The sequence below is a fragment of the Arcobacter venerupis genome, from assembly GCF_013201665.1.
Classification (GTDB): Bacteria; Campylobacterota; Campylobacteria; order Campylobacterales; family Arcobacteraceae; genus Aliarcobacter; species Aliarcobacter venerupis.
In genome coordinates this window covers 3,025,636-3,043,685 of sequence record NZ_CP053840.1, presented here as the reverse complement: position 1 = coordinate 3,043,685, position 18,050 = coordinate 3,025,636, and the positions used below count along the sequence as shown (strand labels likewise).

Sequence of the window (18,050 nt, the reverse complement as noted above, 5' to 3'; positions counted from 1 at the left end):
ATGCAAAGAAGAGATTTTTTAAAAACAACTACAGCTGTAAGTGCAGCATTTGTTATTGGATTTTATGTACCAACTAAATCAAAAGCTAGTGAAACTAAAAAAGAAGAAAAACCATTACAACCAAATGCTTTTGTTGAGATAACACCAGATAATAATATCAATTTTATTATTGGACAAGTTGAAATGGGGCAAGGTACGTATACAACTCTATCTATGTGTATTGCTGAAGAGTTAAATGTACATTGGAAAGATATAAACTTCAAACCAGCATCAATTGCACCAGTTTATTACAGTGTTTTTGGGCCATTGATGATAACAGGTGGTTCATCTTCTGTTTATAGTAAACAATTAGAAATGAGAAAAATAGGAGCTGCTGTAAATGAGATGTTAATTGAAGCTGCTTCTAAAAAATGGAAAGTAAGAACTTATGATGTTTATACAAAAGATTCAAAAGTTTTTAATAAGAAAACTAAAGAAAGCATGAATTTTGGTGATTTAGTAAGTGAATTATCAAGTATGAAAATTCCAACTAATCCTAAAATAAAAGAGCTAAAAGATTGTAAATTTGTAGGTAAGCCACAACCTAGACATCCAAAAGAGGCTTGGGCAAAAGTTACTGGAAAAGCAGAATTTGGGATAGATGTTAGAATTCCAAATATGAAGTATGCAGCTGTATATCACCCAACAATATTTGGTTCAAAAATAAAAAGCTTTGATGCAAGTAAAGTTTTACAAAAACAAGGCGTAATAAAAGTAAAACAAATCCCTTCAGGAATTGCTGTTATTGCTGAACATTGGTGGATAGCTAAACAAGCTTTACTTGATATAACTGTAGTATTAGAAAATGATGAATTTAAAAATACAAGTGAAAAAGAATTAGATGCACAATATTCTGCAATGATGGAAAAAGATGGTGCATCTATGAGAAAAGATGGAGATAGTAAAAAAGCTTTTGAAAGTGCAAAAAAAACAATCGAAGCAGAATATAATTATCCATTTTTAGCCCATGCAGCAATGGAGCCTTTAGGAATAGTTATTCATCAAGAAAAAGAAAAAGCAACTGTATGGTCTTCATCACAATCACAAACAATGGCATTAGGGGCAATTTCAAAAGTATTAGATGTAAAACCTGAAAATATCAAATACAACACTCCATATTTAGGTGGAGGTTTTGGAAGAAGAGGCTCTATTAATTTAGATTTTGTTTTAGATGGTGCTTATGTTTCAAAAGATGAAAAGTTCCCAATTATGACATTATGGACAAGAGAAGATGACATTAAAATGGGTAATTATAGACCTAAATATAAAAATAGAGTAAAAGTTGCTTTAGATGAGAAAGGAAATATCTCAGCATTTGATGCAAAAGTAACTTCACAATCTATTTTTAAAGGTTCTCTTTTTGAAGCATTTGGATATATAAATGGGGTAGATGGAGGACAAAAAGAAGGTCTGGTAGATCATCCTTATAAAATAAATAACCATGATATGCAAGCTTATACAGTAGATTCTCCAATCCCTGTATTATGGTGGAGATCAGTGGGTCACACACAAAGTTCTCCAACAATCGAAGGAATAGTTGATGAAGCAGCATTTGCAGCTGGAATTGACCCGATTGAGTATAGATTGAAAATGTTAACAAATCATAGATTTATAAATGTATTAAAAGATGTGGCTAAAAAAGCAGATTGGGCAAATAGAAAAAAAGAAGATAATGTAGGTTATGGTGTAGCTATTCATGAATCTTTTGGAACAATTTGTGCTCAAATCGCAAAAGTGAGAGTTACAAAAGATGATTTCAAAGTAGAAAAAGTTTGGGCAAGTGTTGATTGTGGATTTGCATTCAATCCTCAAAATGTAGAAAATCAAATAACTGGTTCTATAAACTTTGGAATAGCAGCACTTAAATATAGTGAAATAACTATTAATAATGGAGAAGCACTACAGAACAACTTTTATGACTATACAGTAACTAGAATCTCTGATTCTCCTGAAATGGAAGTAAGTATCATAAACTCAGGTGAAAAAATAGGTGGTATTGGAGAACCAGGTGTTCCTCCAATTTTAGCAGCCGTTCCTAATGCACTATTTGATGCAACTGGAATAAGATATCATTCAATGCCAATTAAAATAGGTTAATATCTTATGTTTGAGAATAAAGAGTATTTAAAATTTATTCAAAATAGTAAAAATCAATGTCTTGATTTAGTAGGAGTTAGTGTTGTTGAAACACTAGGTTCTACTTATGCAAAAGCTGGAAATCTTATGCTTATAAACTCTAATCTTGAGTTTGTAGGCGTTTTTGGAAGTAAACATCTACATAATCAAATTTTAGAGTATTCAAAAACTGCCTTTGAAAACAAAAAATCCTTATATTTTGAAAATATCCCAAAAGATGAGTCCTCTGGACATGGGTATAGTAAATATTTTCTGCAAGCTTACTTTTTCAAAGATGATTATGGAATATTGGGTGAGTCTTTAAAAAGTTTTAGCAAAACATTAATAAGAGATATAAAAACCGATGAGTATGAATTTAAAGATGAAAAAATTGAAACAAAATTTGATAAAAACAAGTTTTATCAAACAATAAAATTACCTTATTCTCTTTTGATTTTTGGTTCAGGTGCTCATGTTACATCCTTTGTAAGTATGTCAAATCTTATGGGTTGGAAAACTACAATAATGGATATAAATATTAAAAAGCATTATATAAATCAAGCAGATGAAATCATAGAATTACAGAACTTTGAAGATATTTTATCTATGGATTTAAGTTCTTATAATGCCTCAGTTATTTTAAGTCATAGTCCAAAAACAGATGATGCATATTTAAAAGCTTTACTTAACTCAAAAGTTGAATATATAGGACTTATGGGAAATAAAACAAATATGAAACGAAAAACTGAAGAGTTTAATCTTCAAAATGATAAAAGATTTTTTGCTCCAGTTGGTTTTGATATAGGTGGAAATACTCACCAATCAATAGCTTTATCAATTTGTGCACAAATAGAAGCAAGAAAAAATGCAAAAATCTAATAATCTAGCAGTTTTAATCCTAGCAGCAGGAAAATCATCAAGACTAGGCGTAATAACTAAACAACTTTTAAAATATAAAGATGAAAGTTTTCTAAAAATAGCTGTTAAAAAAGCCCTAGAAATTTCATCTAATGTCTATGTGGTTTTAGGCCATAATAGTGAGAAATGCCAAAAAGAGTTGGCGCAATTTGATATTAATATTTTATATAATAAAGATTATGAAAAAGGTTTAGGATCATCTTTATCTTTTGGAATAAGCAGTACCTCAAAGTTTGAGAATACATTGGTTTTATTATGCGATCAGCCTTTTATACCTTTAAGTCATTTAGAAAAATTAAAAAATAGTATAGACAATAAAACAATAATAAGCTCATTTTATAAACACACCAATAAATCAACTGTTCCTGCTATTTTCCCAAAAAAGTATTATGCTGAACTTGAGAAATTAAATGAAGATTTTGGTGCAAAACATCTACTGCAAAATTCTCAAACAATAAATATAGAACTTGAAAAAGAGTTTGCAGTTGATATTGATACTAAAGAAGATATTGAGAAATATTTGAAATAACTAAGTTCTTCTATTAACTATCACAGAATCAATTTTATTGATTCTGTGATTTTATGTTTATATTTAAATGAATAATATCCAAAGCTGCTGGCGTAATTCCAGAAATTAAACTTGCGTTGAATAAAGTAGGAGGTCTATGTTTTTCAAGTTTTTCAATAACTTCATTTGATAATCCAGCTAATCCTTTGAAAGAGAAGTTTTCAGGAATTGTAGCTTTTAACATTTTTTTCATTTTTTCAATTTGTTTTTGTTGTTTTTGAATATATCTGTAATATTTTGCTTCAATAATTATTTGCTCTTTTAAATAATCATCAATTGAAGCTAAAGTTGGAACTAATTTATCAAATTTAGGTGCATCAATAGTGTTTCTTCCTATTAAATCTACAAGTAGAACTTTGTCATTGATTTTTTCTTCACCAATTGCTTCAAGTAGTTCTAAAGTCTCTTTTTTAGAAGTTACCCATTCATTTGCCATAAACTCGATTGCTTCATCAATAACTTTTCTTTTATTTTCTACTTTTGCCATAGTATTATCATCTATTAGCCCAAAATTATGACCATATTGTGATAATCTTAAATCGGCATTTTCTTCTCTTAAAAGAAGTCTATATTCAGCTCGTGAAGTAAACATTCTATATGGCTCATTAGTTCCTTTTGTAACTAAATCATCAATTAAAACTCCAATATAAGCTTCATCTCGTCTTAAAATAAATGGCTCTTTTTCATCAATTGCCAGTGCTGCATTAATTCCTGCCATTAATCCTTGTGCTGCTGCTTCTTCATAACCTGTTGTTGCATTTATTTGTCCAGCATTGTAAAGGTTTTTTAGTTTTTTAGTTTCAAGTGTATGTTTTAACTCAGTTGGGTCAATATAATCATACTCAATTGCATATCCATATCTAACAATTTTTGCATTTTCAAGACCTTTTATTGAGTGAATCATCTCTTTTTGAACATCAATTGGTAAAGATGTACTAAGACCATTTATATAATACTCTGTACACATTGCTGTTTGAGGTTCTAAAAATAGTTGATGTCTATCTCGTTCGCTAAATCTATTTACTTTATCTTCAATACTTGGACAATATCTTGGTCCCAATCCTTCAATTTGACCTGTAAAAAGTGGTGCTCTATAGAAGTTAGAAGATATTTTTTCATGGGTAGCTAAATTTGTATATGTGATATAACAAGGAAATTGTGTTGGTGAAAATTTAGATTTATCTGTTCTAAATGAAAAAGGAGATGGATTTACATCACCACCGTGCATATCCATAGATGAAAAATCAATAGAGTTTGCATCAATTCTTGATGGAGTTCCTGTTTTTAGTCTTCCAACATTTAAACCTAATTCTTTTAATTGAATTGAAAGTGTACTAGATGGTAATTCCCAAGCTCGTCCAGCAGAATAACTATTTTCACCAATGTGAATAAGTCCTCTCATAAAAGTTCCAGTTGTAATGATTACTTTTTTAGAAGTGAACTCTTCTGTTAATTTTGTTTTAACTCCGTAAACTTCATTTTTGTCATTTACTAATAGTGCAGATACTTCATCTTGATATACTTCTAAATTAGGCGTATTATGACAAACTTTTCTCATATACTCTCTATATTTATCCATATCAATTTGAGCTCGACTTCCTTGAACAGCTGCACCTTTTGAGGCATTTAATATTCTAAATTGAATACCAGCTGTATCAGTACAAAGTCCCATTTCTCCACCGATTGCATCAAGTTCTCGCACTAGGTGACCTTTTGCAAGGCCTCCAACAGCAGGATTACAACTAGCTGCTCCTATTTGTTCTACTAACATAGTTATTAATAGTGTTTTTTTACCCATTCTTGCACTTGCTAGTGATGCTTCAATTCCAGCATGACCACCACCAACAACGATTACATCATAATCCATATTATTCCTTATATATTTTTTTGTGATTTTATATTTTGGAAATTCCTTAGATAAATGTTTTCTTCCACTTATCTAAGAAATTTACTAAAAGTAGTTAAAATTAGCTTCTTAACAATTTTTAGATATTATACCTGAAATATATCAAAAGGTTTTTTAAGTGTTTACAGGACTTATAAGAGAAATGGCAAAAGTTGTTAGTTTTAAAAACAATTTTTTGACATTACATGCAAAATACAATCCAAAAATTGGAGATTCAATAGCTATTAATGGCGCTTGTTTAACTGTTGTAAAAGTTACAAGTGACACTTTCACTGTTGAGCTTTCACCAGAATCACAAAAAATTCTTGCAATGGAAAACTATAAAAACGAAGTACACATAGAACCTGCAATGATGATGGGTGATAGATTCGAAGGTCATATTGTTCAAGGACATGTTGATTGTGTTGGAACTATTAAATCTATAAAAGCAAATGGGAATTCAACAGATTTTTATGTATCATTGCCAAGCGAATATTCTAAATATATTATTCCAAAAGGTAGTGTTACAATTGATGGAGTTTCACTTACAGTTAATGAAGTTATGAAAGACTCTTTTAGACTTACAATAATTCCTCATACCGTTAAAAATACACTGTTTAAAAACTATAAAATTGGAACAAAAGTAAATCTTGAGACGGATATGTTTGCAAGATATATTTATAATATGTTTCAAGGGAATAAAGAGAAAAAAGATAATGGTTTAAGCTGGGGCGAGGTAGATAAGATAATGGCTAATTATTAGAATATTTATTCTTTATTTTTAGCATTTCCTTTTTCTTTTTTTGCATCTTTATTTTCTATAATTGGGTTTACATATTCAGGATTGTTTTTGTAAGTGTAAAAATATTTTTTCTTTAAAACATTTGCATAAGGTTTTACTCTTGCAACTTTCATATCTGCTAAATCTGTAACTTCAATAATTCTTCCAACTTTTAAACCCTCATAAAAGATGTTATCCATACCTGAAGTTATAACTTCATCACCTTTTTTAAGGTCTGCCCAAATAGGTATAAATTTGATTTCTAATTCATCTTGTTTTGATGATGCTGTGATAATTCCAGGTGCTTTCCCCTCACCAATAAAAACAGCATAAGTGCAATCTTTATTTCCATTTAATAATCCAACTGCTCGGCCATCTTTATTAACAACAATACCAGCTGAGTAATTATCTGTAATAAGACCTAAAATTGAATCATTATTGATTTTTTTATCTAACCAAACTTTTGTAAAATCATCAAAATTCATATATGAAAGAACTTTTACAAGTTCAATTTTTGGATTATTATCTGGAATATCAACATTTACTAAAAACTCTTTTAAAGTATTAAGTTGATTTTGTGTAGTTTCGTATAAGATTTTATACTCTTTTAACTCATTGTTTTCAGTTTTTAATTTAGTAATTGTATTCACTTGTTCAAAGTGTTTTTCAACTGAAGTTGAAAAATTAATAATTTTATTTATATATAACACTTTCATATCATTAACAAAACTAAATTTTTCAACTAGCAGTTCATCTATTTTAAAAAGATAAGATAATCCTGCAATTATAAAAAGAAATACAAAAATGAATTTACGCATTAGTAATTAATTTTAATAACTCTGCTTGATCTAGTACTTGGCTTGTACCATATGCAACTGATAATAAAGGCTCATCTGCAATTTTTACAGGAAGTTTGATAATATCAGCTAAATAAGTATCTAATCCTCTAATTAATGCACCACCACCTGTTATAATAACACCATTGTCAACAATATCACTTGCTAAATCTGGTGGCATATTTTCTAATACACTTTTAATTGCTGAAACAATCTCTTTAAGAGGTTCTTTTATTGCAATTCTAACACCTTCACTACCAAGCTCAATAGTAGAAAGTAAACCTGAGTTATCTCTACCTTTTACTTTCATTTTTAATTCAGTATCAAGTTTTATTGCAGTACCAATTTCAATTTTAATATTTTCAGCAGTTCTTTCACCAATAAATAGATTGTAGTTTTGTCTAACGTGTTCAATAATTGATTTATCAAATTTATCACCAGCAACTTTGATAGATTTACATAAAACTAAACCACCAAGTGAAGTAACACCAATTTCAGTTGTACCTCCACCAATATCAACAATTACATAACCAGATGGATCAGATACCGGAATTCCAGCACCAATAGCAGCTGCCATTGGTTCTTCAACTAAGAACACTTCTCTTGCCCCTGCGCTCATTGCTGATTCTTCAACTGCTTTTTTCTCAACTTGAGTAATACCATAAGGAATACAAATGATGATTCTTGGTCTAATAAAAGATTTTCTAGAGTGTGCTTTTTCGATAAAATACCTAATCATTCTTTCAGTCATTTCAAAGTCAGCTATAACACCATCTTGCATTGGACGAACAGCTTGAATATTTAAAGGAGTTTTACCAATCATTTGTTTAGCTTCTTGACCAACAGCTAAAATTCTATCTTTACCATGTTTATCACTTTGAACCGCAACAACTGATGGTTCATTTATGATAATTCCTTTTCCTCTTACAGAAACGATTGTATTTGCAGTTCCCAAGTCAATTGCCATATCACTTGAAAAAAGACCTATTAATTTATCTAAAAACACTTGTATATCCTTTTTTATGCTACTTTTGGTTCTTTGGTTTTAAGAACAACTTCTTTTGAAATAGTAATAGTTTTATTTTTATATTTTGGAAGATCAAACATTATATCTAACATAATATCTTCTAAAATTGAACGTAATCCTCTAGCACCAGTTTTTCTAATAATTGCTAATTTTGCTAACTCTTTTAATGCTTCTTTTTCAAATTCTAATTTAACATCATCCATTTGGAAAAGTTTGATATATTGTTTAATTAATGCATTTTTTGGTTCAGTTAAGATATGAACCATATCATCTTCTGTTATTTCATTTAAAGTTGCAACCATATGAAGTCTTCCTATTAATTCAGGAATTAAACCATATTTCACTAAATCATCTGCTTCTACTTTTGATAAAACTTTATCGTGGTCATTTTTGCCTTTTTTATCTTGATTAAATCCAAGTACATTTGCACCTTGTTTTTTCTTGATAATATCTTCAAGGCCATCAAAAGCTCCACCACAAATAAATAAAATATTTGTAGTATCAACTTGAAGTGCATCTTGACCAGGATGTTTTCTTCCACCTTTTGGCGGAACATTCACAACAGCACCCTCAACAATTTTTAATAAAGCTTGTTGAACACCCTCTCCTGAAACATCTCTCGTAATTGATCTGTTTTCACTCATTCTAGCAACTTTATCAACTTCATCAATGAAAATAATTCCTCTTTCTGCTTTTTTAATATCTCCATCAGCTGCTTGAACAAGTCTTGTTACAACATTTTCAACATCATCACCAACATAACCAGCTTCTGTTAAACTTGTTGCATCTGCAATTGCAAGTGGGACATCAAGATATTTAGAAATAGTTTGAGCAAGTAGTGTTTTCCCTGAACCAGTTGGTCCAATTAAAAGTACATTTGATTTATTTAATTCTGTATCATCATCAATTTCATTATGTCTAAAAATTCTTTTATAATGGTTGTACACTGCAACTGATAAAACTTTTTTAGCTCTATCTTGACCAATTACATACTCATCTAATATTTTTTTTAGTTCAGCAGGAGTTTTAATTTTAATCTCTTTAGCTTCTGCTGGAGTGATTTTATTATCACCTTGTTCGTCTGGATGATTCCCATTCATAATTTCATTTGCTGCTGTTATACAAGCTTTACAAATACAAGCATTATCTCCAGCTATTACGGGATTATCTCTCGTATCCGTTGCTCCACAAAAATCACATATAATCTTACTCATTTTCTACCTATCTTACTTTCTGTTAAAAGGAATACCTCGTTTTGTATTTAATACAAAACTAGCTAATTCTTTAACATGTTTATTTTCATTTGTTTCAAATAATTCACGTGCAACTTCTTGAAGAGGTTTTCCTAATTCAAATAGTTCTTTATATGCTGATTTTATAGCATCTATATCTTCTCTATTCTCAAATCTTCTTCTTAATCCTGTTAAGTTAAGACCTCTTAAAACTGCTTTATTTCCTTCTGCTAAACAAAATGGAGGAATATCTTGAGCAACAGCTGATGCCCCACCAACCATTACTTGAGTTCCTAATTTACAAAATTGATGAATTGGAGTTAATCCTCCAACAACAACAAAGTCAGCACACTCAACATGACCTGCTAATGTTGCTCCATTTGCAAATATACAATTGTCTCCAATAATGCAATCATGGGCAACATGAGTATATCCCATAAATAGGTTATTACTTCCAATTTTAGTAACTGAACCACCACCAATAGTTCCTGGATTAAACAGAGTGAATTCTCTTATTTTATTATTGTCTCCAATAATTAATTCAACATCTTCTCCATTGAATTTTAAATCTTGAGGAATACTTCCTATACTAGCATGAGAAAAAATTTGATTATTTTTACCAATAGTAGTTTTTCCTTCTATTAGTGTGTGTGAATGAATCACAGTTCCATCACCAATTTTAACATCTTTTCCAATAATTGTAAAAGCGCCAATAGTGATATTATCACCTAATATTGCACCTTCTTCAATTATTGCTGTTTTATGAATATTGTTCATTTATTTGCCTATTATTTATCAACTATCATAGCTTTTAATTCTGCTTCTGCTGCTAATTTTCCATCAACATAGGCTTTTCCTATTAAAGTCATTAAAGAACTTTTCATTCTAACAACTTCTAATTCGTAATCTAATCTATCTCCTGGTTTTATAGGAGTTCTAAATTTTGCTTTGTCTATACTCATAAAATAGATTACTTTCTTTTTCATCTCTTCGTCTGATAAATCAGAACTTTTAAGAGCTAAAACACCACCACATTGAGCCATACCTTCTAAAATTAATACACCTGGATAAATTGGATGACCTGGAAAGTGTCCTTGAAAAGCTGGTTCTGATATAGAAACATTTTTGAAACCTTTTATCGATTTCTTAAGTTCCATATCTGTAATTCTGTCCACAAGTAACATTGGGTATCTATGAGGAAGAATCTCTTGAATTTGTGTAATATCTAACATATAATATCCTGATTTTTTATTGAATGACAAATATTATATCTAAAAAAAAATTAGTTTTGAATTATCTCTGCCACATTTTGAGAACTTCCATTTCCTAGATATTCCCTTAACATTTTAGAATTATCAAAAAATAATTTTTTATCCATGTTTTGATAATCATTTAATAGGTTTTCAAGGGTTACATCTTTTTGTAAAAATTCACTATGTAAGGGATTTTTTCCCATTTTTTCAAAAAAGATATTTGCAAGACCAACATAGTTTAATTTAACAAAAAGTTTTCCTATAAAGAAATCTAATTTTTTTGCAATATATGAAAGTGTAAATGGTGTTCCAATTAGTGCTGCTTCAAGTGTAGCTGTCCCTGAACAAATAAAAGCATATTCACTTTGTTGTAGAGTTTCGTGAGCATTTCTTGAAATTGTAAAGTTTGAAATATCTCCATAAATTTTATTTATGTATTCTTTGTCAAATTTTGCTGGAATTATTAAAATATACTCTTTATTTGGAATTTTCTTGATTAATTCTTTAAAAATAGGCATTAAATTTGTAATTTCAGTTTTTCTACTTCCTGGCATAAAAGCAATTTTATTTGTTGGAATTAACTCATTTTTAAACTCTTTTATTTCATCAAGTAGAGGATGTCCAACGTATGTGATTTTATTTTTATCATTATAAATTTCACTCTCAAAAGGAATGATTGAGCAAAGTTTTGAACAATATTTTTCTAATTTTTTTACTCTTCCTTTTTTCCAAGCCCAAGCTTGTGGAAGAATATAATATATAATCTCTTTATCTGGATAAGTTTCCCTTAGCTTTTTGGCTAAAGGAAGATTAAATCCTGAACTATCCATTAGTAAAACTTTGTCACAATCTTGTGCTAATTCAACTAATTCATCTCTTAATTTAAAAAAGAATCTAAGTTTTTTAAGAGCATCAACAAATCCCATAATTGCTAATGATGTTAAGTCATATAAGGGATTTCCAAGCTCTTTATCAAAAACTCCAACAAGTTCAATATCATTAGATAAGTACTTTTTTAACTCTTTTAAGTGGACATTTGATGAAGTTTCCATAGCACATACAAGAAGTTTCATATAATCTCTTCTTTTATATCTTCATATGTTTCTGAGTTTATTTCTATTTCATATTTTTCATTTTTAATTTCATCAAGAATAATAATTGCACTTAAATCATAAGGATTCTTTAGAATCTGATTTCGTACTTCTAACTCTTGTTTGAATGTTAGTGGATTGTACATAAGCTCTTTTACATCTTTGTATGAAGTTGAAGCGAATAGATTAAATGTTGTAATATCAATGATTTTAACTTCATCTCTATTTAAGTAGTTTATTCCATCTTTTTCATACTCAATTCTTCCGTTTGTTTTATTTCTATTTATTGTTGAATAACATAAAATATATGATGGAACAATTTTTTTTGCAATGATAACTTTTGCTCCTAAAAGTCTATAATTTAAAAATCTCTGTTTAATGATTTTATAATCAGATCCTAGTTCTTCTAACTCATTTCTTTTTTTATAAAGTTCAAGTCTTTCTTCTATTGACTCTGGCAATATTTGATTTGAAATTGGATTAAACATCTCATCCATTATCTTATCTTGAGCAACTCTCTGGGCACTAAGTCCAAATAAACAACCACAATAATTTTGTCTATAAAGAGAGTTCTCTTTTACTTTTTGACCTTGGATTTCTGCTCCATTTCCAGCTTTATAATCTCTATAAATAAACTCTAAACCTGTAAGTGATGAAAGATTGTTTCCAATTTTTTCTAATTTTTCTTGAGATTTTTTTGGAGAAATCAAAAGTGTTGTTGTGAATTTATTATGTCCTAATTCAACTGCTTTTTGAACTGTTGTATCGAGTCTATCATCATAACAAACTGTACATCTATCACCTTTTTCAGGTAAATGCTCCATTCCTTTTACTTTTTTTAACCACTCTTCTAGGTTATAAGCACCTTCTATTAATTTTATACCCAATTTTTTACATGAGTATTCAACATCTAAATATCTTAATCTGTATTCACTATAAGGATGAATGTTAGGGTCATAAAAATAACCTACTAACTCTTCTTGTGGAAATTCTTCTTTAATTCTTTCTAAAAAATAGTGACTATCAACTGCGCAACAAATATGAACTAGCAATATAAAACCTTTAATTATATAATTTGATATAATTATAGTAAAAGTTTTCAAAACAAAGGATTAGCTATAAAAAATTTATTTATTCTCATTTTTTCTATATTCATTTTTAGTGGATGTTTAGGTACAAATGACCCACAACTTAACTCATCAAGTGCTACAATTTTAATCAAAACTCCTCAAATGAAGTTTTATGATAAAGGTTTTATTTACAAATATAAAGATTACACACAAGTACAGATTTTTACAGCAGGAACTGCTGTTTTAGATATGAAAATCTATGAAGACAAAGTTTGTAGAAGTACTTTTAAATGTCAAGATTTAAAAACTTTTAATAAAGAGAATTTATCTTCAACATATTCTGATAACTTTTTAAAAGAGTTATTTGAACGAAATGAAAAAGAAGTTATTCACAGGGATACAGAAAACGGGATTTTAATAAAAATTAGAAGAGACTAGAAAACTAGTCTTTCTAATTATATAGTGATTATTCCTATCTCTTTTAGCATTATAATAAACACGGAAATAGGCGCTACATATCTCATTATAAATAACCAGATATTATAAAATTTTTCTCCTGTGTGTGGTACAATAGCATTTCTTGCAACTTCTTTATCAAGAATATACCCAACAAAGATTGCTACAGCAATTCCACCAAGTGGCATTAAGATTGCAGAACTGATAAAGTCAAACCAGTCAAAAAGATTTTTACTTCCAAATGTTAAACTTTCTGAGAAAACAGCAGTATTTGATAGTAAAACTACAATTCCAATAACATAAGCAAATAAAGCAGCTCCATAAGTTGCTTTTTTTCTTTCAATATTTCTTCTCTCAACTAAATACATTACTGTTGGTTCTAGTATTGAAACAGCTGAGGTAATGGCTGCAAATGCTAAGGCCACAAAAAATAAGAATGATAAAAAAATACCAATAGTTCCCATTTCAAAGAAAATTGCAGGTAATGTTATAAATACAAGTCCAGCTCCTTTACTTGGTTCTTGACCAGCGGTAAAAGTTATAGAAAAGATAATTAACCCAGCAACAATAGCAATTAAAGTATCCATTACTACAACCCAAATAGATGCCTTTACAATATTTACATCTTTATCTAAAGAAGCAGCATAAGTTAGAATTGTAACCATACCAATTGATAATGTGAAAAATGCATGTCCAACTGCTACGATAATCGAACCTGATTTAAATTTCTCAAAATTTGGATAAAACATAAAATCAACAGCTTTCATAAATCCATCTAATTGAATTGAATAAATAAGTAAACCAAGTAAAATTAACATAAGTGCTGGCATTAATATATTGTTTAATTTTTCAATACCTTTTTTAATACCTTTTGCAATAGTCAAAGCAATAAGTATAAACGTTAATGTGTAATAAATAAGTTGAGTATAAATATCATTCTTTAGAAAACCTAAAAATAAAGTTTCTGAATCTTTAAAACTTGCAGGTAATGCTGTTAATGAAAGAACAATATAATTAAAAATCCAAGCAATTACTACTGAATAAAAGGTTAAAATCATAAAACCAGTTAAAAAAGTAAAACCTGAATATTTCCAATATTTTTTACCTTTTGGAGCAAGGGTTTCAAAGGTTGATACCCCATCTTTATGTGCATTACTTCCGAGTAAAACTTCAGCAATAAATATTGACATACCAATTAGAAAAACAGTTGCTAGATAAACTAATACAAAAACTCCTCCTCCATTATCTCCTGTTATATATGGAAATTTCCATATATTCCCAAGCCCAACTGCACTTCCAGCAGCTGCAAGAATAAATCCAACTCTTGTAAAACGATTTTTATGCATTTTTCTCCTTTTTCTAATTAACTTAATTTTTGAGGTTTTCCAAAGTAATAACCTTGTGCAAAATCTATCCCCATTTCTTTTACTACTTCAAATACACTTTGCGAATGAACAAATTCTGCAATTGTTTGAATATCCATTTTTTTTGCAAAATCAATAATAGTTCCTGTAACCATTTGTGAATTTATATTTTTATCAATATCTTTTATCATAGAAGCATCAATTTTTATATAATCAACTTTTAGTTTCATTATATATTCAAAATTTGAGTAACCAGTTCCAAAATCATCTATTGATATTTTTGCACCTGTTTTTTTTACTTCAGAGATAAACTCAATAATTTCATCGAAATTTTCAATACCTTCTGATTCAATAAGTTCAAATACAATCTTGTCACCCAATTTATATTCATGTAGTTTTTGAATAATAGTTGAATATACATCTTCGTTTAAAATATCTTGAACAGATAGATTAATTGATACTTGAGCATCAATATTTTTAAAAATATTAAAAGTCTTTTCAATAACTATTTTCGTAAGTTTAGGATAAAGTTTATTTTTTTTAGCTAATTCTAAAAAATGTATAGGAGCAACGTACTCTCCATCTTCATCAATCATTCTTATTAGTGCTTCATATTTTACAATTTTTGAAGTTTTTGTATCTACAATTGGTTGAAATAGTGGTTCAATTTTATCATTTTCTATTGCATCTTTTATTTTTTTAGACCATTTTAGATTTTGTGCATATTCATGTTCAATATTCATAGATGAGTTATAAATCAGATATTTCTTCCTCGTTTTTTTCGCTAATTTTAAAGCCATATCTGCATTATGCAATAAAAATGAAGTTCCATACGCCACACCAATAGTTGCATTTACATAAATTTCATTTTCATTTATAATAAAAGTGTGATTCTCTATACAATTAGCAAGATGCAAAGCAAGATCTTTAATCTCCTCATAAATAACATCACTTGGCTGATAAATTGCATATTCATCAGCATGAAGTTTAAATAAAATAGCTTCTTTTGATACATTATCTTTTATAATATTTGCTGTATTTCTTATAATATCATTTCCAATTTTATCTCCATATAAATCATTTATATGTTGAAATTTATCAATATTTATAATCATTAAAATAGAGTCTTTATCAGAAGAAAGAGTTTCTATTAGTTTTTTTCTATTAGGAAGAGTAGTTAATTCATCATGATAGAACTGATATTCTAATGAATCTAACATATTGTTAAATACACTTTGCATCGAATCAATTTCAGTAATTTCGTTATTTGTACCAACTCTTTTTGTAATATCTTTATTATTAGAAATATAGTTAATATTAGCGATAAAGTTTTTAATTGGTTTTACTAGATGCCTGTCAAACTCTATAAATAAAGCTATAAAAATTACAATTGAGAATAAAATTATAAATAAGATAAAAAAATTAATAATTGATGAAAGAGAAATTTTTAAGTCATCAATTGGGTAAAGAATATTTATTACTCCTAAAACATTACCTTCTTGGGTTTGTGTATGACATTTTAAACACTCTTCTTTTGCAATTATTGGATAATAATATTCAATCGTTGATTCATCTATGATATTTAATACTTCATTTTTTGCAAGGGCAGATTGTACAGAAGAATCAGTTTTTCTGGCATTTGAATCTTTTTGAATATCTCCAAATTGTTTGGCAACTTCTTCTCCTCTATATACATTTACAATCATATTTTTATCAACCGTATTTACTCTAGCAATAATGCTATTTAAATCATCTTTAGTCCAACCTCTCTCCATTGCTGAATACAAAGTTTGAAAGATAAGTTCAGTTGTTTTTTTTGCGTCTACTTTTGATAATTTCTCAATAGCTTCTTTTTTCATGTAATGAGTATAAACAAAAGCTATAGTCAAGGAAAAAGTAAGGGTGATAAGAATTATTTTTAATATAAGTTTATTATAGGTTATTTTCTTTTTCATTATCACTCATTCTTAAAATAATTAAATATTATATATAATATTTAATTAAAGTATTGTTGTAAACCTTTAATTACAAAATTTATAATTAAAGATTTGAAGAAAATAATTTTTTAAAAAAGACAAAAGAGTCGATTATAATTTTTTCAGTTTGTTATAACCAACTTTAATAAGTTTTAAGAGAGGTTTACTATAAGAGCTAAATACATATTTTTTAATAGCATACGCAATCCTTCCTTTTACAGTTACTAATCCAAATAAATCACCAGCAGCATATTTTCCACCAAGAGCAATTAATATACCATCTAATTTAGGATTAGATTTAATCATTTTTTTACCTGAAATCATATTAGAAACATTTTTACCAGCATCAGTACCACTAATTCTAGCAACTGTAACATTAGGTGGCATTATTTCACCTTTTGCATTTCTAATTTCAGCAATATCACCAATGGCAAAAATATTTTCGTATTTATCAGTTTGTAGATACTCGTTAACTATAATTTGACCTCTACCATTTTTTGCAACATCTTCTAACTCAGCAGTAATTGTTGAAGCTTCAATTCCTCCTGTAAAAATTACAAATGAATGATTTATTTTTGTTCCATTAGAGAAATAACAGTAACCATCTTCAACTTTTGTAAGTTTTGTACTTGTAATGATTTTAATTCCAAGAGATTTTAATCTTTCTTGAGAAATACTAATAAGTTGTTGAGAAAGACCAGGAAGAATAGTAACCGAACTACTAATAAGAGAGATTTTTAAGTTATCGCACGAAAAATTTCCCCTTTCGAAGAATTTATTTGAATAATAAGCCATTTCAGCTGCAATTTCAACTCCAGATAAACCAGCTCCAACAACTACAATTTTAGTATCTTCACACTGTTTTGCTTCATCTCTGATTTTTTTGAATAGTTGTTGTTCAAAACTTTGTTTAAATGTAATTGCTCTATGAAGTTTTTTGATGTCATCTGCATTATTAAGGCCAGGAATACTTGGTGGGAAAAAAGTTCTTGTACCAGCTGCCATTATTAAATAATCAAATTCTACAATCTCTTCTTCTTCTGTATAAATTTTATTTGCAACTTGGTCAATTTTTCTAACTTTTAGATTTTTGTATTCTAAGTGATGATGATTAAACCCTAAACATAATGTTGTTAAATCAATCGTTACGTCCGCAAAGTTAGATTTATTGGCAATTAAATCATAAACTTCGGGTTGTAAATTATGGTATGTATGTTTATCAATTAAAGTAATCTTTATCTTCTTGTTTTTTACCAACTCTCTTAATGCATAAATACCTGCATATCCACCACCAATTATTACCACTTTTTTCATAAGGCTTTATCCTTTTATATATTACTGTGTGCTTGAAATGTCATTTTTATTTTAATAGCTAAGGGGCAAATGATACTAAAAAATTATAGCCCTAATGTAGCGATTATTAGACTTCAAAATTATTT

17 protein-coding genes are annotated in these 18,050 nt (G+C 28.5%); 5 read left to right on the top strand and 12 right to left on the bottom strand.

Annotation, left to right across the window (positions count from 1 at the left end; all coding sequences use genetic code 11):
• The 3 genes from AVENP_RS15060 to AVENP_RS15050 are packed head-to-tail and all read left to right on the top strand — an operon-like array spanning position 1 to position 3,601.
• Positions 1-2,136 carry a molybdopterin cofactor-binding domain-containing protein gene (locus AVENP_RS15060; protein WP_128359507.1) on the top strand — a complete coding sequence of 712 codons (2,136 nt, stop codon included), beginning with the start codon at positions 1-3 and terminating at the stop codon, positions 2,134-2,136.
• A 6-nt stretch (positions 2,137-2,142) separates the two neighbouring features.
• Entirely contained in the window at positions 2,143-3,033 is an 891-nt protein-coding gene (locus tag AVENP_RS15055) for an XdhC family protein (RefSeq protein WP_128359508.1), read from the top strand.
• Positions 3,020-3,601 carry a nucleotidyltransferase family protein gene (locus AVENP_RS15050; protein WP_128359509.1) on the top strand — a complete coding sequence of 194 codons (582 nt, stop codon included), beginning with the start codon at positions 3,020-3,022 and terminating at the stop codon, positions 3,599-3,601. The genes AVENP_RS15055 and AVENP_RS15050 overlap by 14 nt, the downstream gene beginning before the upstream one ends.
• Before the next feature lie 34 nt (positions 3,602-3,635).
• On the opposite strand, the gene mnmG is transcribed toward AVENP_RS15050, so the two are convergent.
• The gene (gene mnmG, locus AVENP_RS15045) at positions 3,636-5,507 is read right to left on the bottom strand and encodes a tRNA uridine-5-carboxymethylaminomethyl(34) synthesis enzyme MnmG (RefSeq protein ID WP_128359510.1); all 1,872 of its coding nucleotides are present in this window, start codon (positions 5,505-5,507) and stop codon (positions 3,636-3,638) included.
• A gap of 157 nt (positions 5,508-5,664) precedes the next feature.
• On the opposite strand from mnmG, the gene ribE reads away from it, so the two are divergent.
• Entirely contained in the window at positions 5,665-6,288 is a 624-nt protein-coding gene (ribE, locus tag AVENP_RS15040) for a riboflavin synthase (RefSeq protein WP_128359511.1), read from the top strand.
• Between the two features lie 5 nt (positions 6,289-6,293).
• Here the strand turns inward: ribE and mreC are convergent, their stop codons facing one another.
• From mreC to AVENP_RS16045, 8 genes are read right to left on the bottom strand one after another with little or no spacing between them, the layout of a single operon-like run.
• Positions 6,294-7,124: a rod shape-determining protein MreC gene (mreC, locus tag AVENP_RS15035; protein WP_128359512.1), complete on the bottom strand. Its 831-nt coding sequence runs from the start codon at positions 7,122-7,124 to the stop codon at positions 6,294-6,296.
• Entirely contained in the window at positions 7,117-8,148 is a 1,032-nt protein-coding gene (locus AVENP_RS15030) for a rod shape-determining protein (RefSeq protein WP_128359513.1), read from the bottom strand. The genes mreC and AVENP_RS15030 overlap by 8 nt, the downstream gene beginning before the upstream one ends.
• 14 nt (positions 8,149-8,162) lie before the next feature.
• Complete coding sequence (clpX, locus tag AVENP_RS15025; RefSeq protein ID WP_128359514.1) at positions 8,163-9,383, bottom strand: ATP-dependent Clp protease ATP-binding subunit ClpX; 1,221 nt, start codon at positions 9,381-9,383, stop codon at positions 8,163-8,165.
• Positions 9,384-9,395: 12 nt separating this feature from the next.
• Positions 9,396-10,178: an acyl-ACP--UDP-N-acetylglucosamine O-acyltransferase gene (gene lpxA, locus AVENP_RS15020; RefSeq protein ID WP_128359515.1), complete on the bottom strand. Its 783-nt coding sequence runs from the start codon at positions 10,176-10,178 to the stop codon at positions 9,396-9,398.
• Between the two features lie 11 nt (positions 10,179-10,189).
• The gene (gene fabZ, locus AVENP_RS15015) at positions 10,190-10,633 is read right to left on the bottom strand and encodes a 3-hydroxyacyl-ACP dehydratase FabZ (RefSeq protein ID WP_128359516.1); all 444 of its coding nucleotides are present in this window, start codon (positions 10,631-10,633) and stop codon (positions 10,190-10,192) included.
• 50 nt (positions 10,634-10,683) lie between these two features.
• Positions 10,684-11,727 carry a lipid-A-disaccharide synthase gene (gene lpxB / locus AVENP_RS15010; RefSeq protein WP_128359517.1) on the bottom strand — a complete coding sequence of 348 codons (1,044 nt, stop codon included), beginning with the start codon at positions 11,725-11,727 and terminating at the stop codon, positions 10,684-10,686.
• Entirely contained in the window at positions 11,724-12,797 is a 1,074-nt protein-coding gene (locus tag AVENP_RS15005) for an epoxyqueuosine reductase QueH (protein ID WP_128359518.1), read from the bottom strand. Before AVENP_RS15005 ends, lpxB begins: the two co-directional genes overlap by 4 nt.
• 47 nt (positions 12,798-12,844) lie before the next feature.
• Complete coding sequence (locus AVENP_RS16045; RefSeq protein WP_268907624.1) at positions 12,845-12,967, bottom strand: hypothetical protein; 123 nt, start codon at positions 12,965-12,967, stop codon at positions 12,845-12,847.
• A 10-nt stretch (positions 12,968-12,977) separates the two neighbouring features.
• Here AVENP_RS16045 and AVENP_RS15000 point away from each other — a divergent pair, with 10 nt between their 5' ends.
• Positions 12,978-13,253 carry a hypothetical protein gene (locus tag AVENP_RS15000; RefSeq protein WP_128359519.1) on the top strand — a complete coding sequence of 92 codons (276 nt, stop codon included), beginning with the start codon at positions 12,978-12,980 and terminating at the stop codon, positions 13,251-13,253.
• Between the two features lie 17 nt (positions 13,254-13,270).
• Here AVENP_RS15000 and AVENP_RS14995 read toward each other — a convergent pair whose 3' ends face one another.
• From AVENP_RS14995 to AVENP_RS14985, 3 genes are all read right to left on the bottom strand, one after another.
• Positions 13,271-14,617, bottom strand: coding sequence for a sodium-dependent transporter (locus AVENP_RS14995; protein WP_128359520.1), 1,347 nt, complete (start codon positions 14,615-14,617; stop codon positions 13,271-13,273).
• 17 nt (positions 14,618-14,634) lie between these two features.
• Positions 14,635-16,590 carry an EAL domain-containing protein gene (locus AVENP_RS14990; RefSeq protein WP_228201891.1) on the bottom strand — a complete coding sequence of 652 codons (1,956 nt, stop codon included), beginning with the start codon at positions 16,588-16,590 and terminating at the stop codon, positions 14,635-14,637.
• A 132-nt stretch (positions 16,591-16,722) separates the two neighbouring features.
• On the bottom strand, positions 16,723-17,925 hold the full coding sequence (locus AVENP_RS14985) for an NAD(P)/FAD-dependent oxidoreductase (RefSeq protein WP_128359521.1): 1,203 nt from the start codon (positions 17,923-17,925) through the stop codon (positions 16,723-16,725).
• Positions 17,926-18,050 lie beyond the last annotated feature (125 nt).